The organism is Microcystis sp. M53603_WE2, from assembly GCF_030065435.1.
The window spans coordinates 1-1,465 of record NZ_JASJFF010000720.1; the positions used below are offsets into that span (position 1 = coordinate 1).

1 protein-coding gene is annotated in these 1,465 nt (G+C 39.5%); it reads right to left on the bottom strand.

Translation table 11 applies throughout. The features are described from left to right. Positions 1-198: 198 nt before the first annotated feature. Positions 199-1,374, bottom strand: coding sequence for a hybrid sensor histidine kinase/response regulator (locus tag PX481_RS15525; RefSeq protein WP_002758490.1), 1,176 nt, complete (start codon positions 1,372-1,374; stop codon positions 199-201). Between the last annotated feature and the right edge of the window lie 91 nt (positions 1,375-1,465).

Below are 1,465 nucleotides of genomic sequence, written 5' to 3' on the forward strand. Positions count from 1 at the left end.
ATGGGAGTGATCAGGGGGAAATTCAGGTACTTTTTCCCTGAAAATTAGGTAATTGACCCCCTCAAAATCGGTAAAACCCCACACCCCACACCCTACACCCTACACCCTGCTTCTAGGAAAAACTTTTTCAGCAGACCCTAGGTAGATAGGGAGCGAGGGCAGCAGAAAAAAAATTCTGGTTCCACCCTATTGTTCATCTCAATTTAGGTGTTCAATGTCGGTAATAATCGGTAAAATCACCGTGATCTTTGTGCCTTTTCCTTCCTCACTTTCTAGGTAAATTTGTCCTTTGTGCGCTTCCACACAGCGTCCGACAATGGCTAATCCTAATCCCGTTCCTTGAATATTATCGACATTGCTACCGCGATAAAAAGGTTTAAATAAATGTTCTTGATCTTTGCTGGGAATACCAATTCCTCGATCGATAATTTTAAAGACTACCTGCTCGGATTCGACAATAATCTTAAATTCTACGGGGTTGCCTTGGGGTGAATATTTGAGAGCATTTCCCAGTAAATTTGTCAAGATATGTTTAATTAAATTTATATCCCAAAGTCCTCTTTCTAAGCTGCCCTCAATTTGGAAAATAATTGCTAATTGCGGCTCCGGCTTAACCGTAAAAGATTCTACCAATTTCTGACAATAATCCAGCAAATCCACCGGATCAAATTGACAGTATAATCTCCCGGAATCGGCCCGGCCAATTAATAACACTTCTGTGAGCAATTGATCCATGTCTTTAATGGCCGATCGAATCATGCGAAAATAGCTAACTTGCTGATCTTTTGTCAACCGATCGCGACTTTCTTCTAATAATCCAGCCGAGAGTAAAATTTTATTTAAAGGATTGCGAAAATCGTGGGATAACATGGAAACAAATTCAGTTTTTAACTGATTTAATTCCTGAGCTTTTTCCAGTTGATTAGTGCGTTCAATCACGCTCATTTTTAAAGCTTCGTTCGATTCTCGTAAAGCTTCCTCCATCTGTTTTCGCTCGATCGCATAACATAGCGATCGAGTTAAAATTTCTAAACTTACTTCTCTTTTAATTAAATAATCCTGCGCTCCCTGACGCAGTGCTTGCAAGGCCAAATTATCATCATTAGTATTAGTTAAAACCACGATCGGCAATTTCGGAGCCGTAATTAAAAGGGGAGCTAAGGATTCCAAACCCTGACTATCTGGTAAAGTTAGATCTAATAAAATTACATCAAAATCTGTTTGTTGTAACAAAGAAATAGCCTCGGATAATCTTGAGACATTAACCAGATGAAATTCTTTTTTTTCATTACCCTTAAGAATTTCCTTTAATAATCGAGCTTCGGCTAAATTATCCTCGATTAAAAGAACTTTTATATCCTGCGAGAGTCCCATTTTTTAATCAAGAGTTAAAGAGATTTGGGAGGTTAGGAAGTGGGGTGTGGGGTGTGGGGTGTGGGGTGTGGGGTGTGGGGTGTAGGGTGTA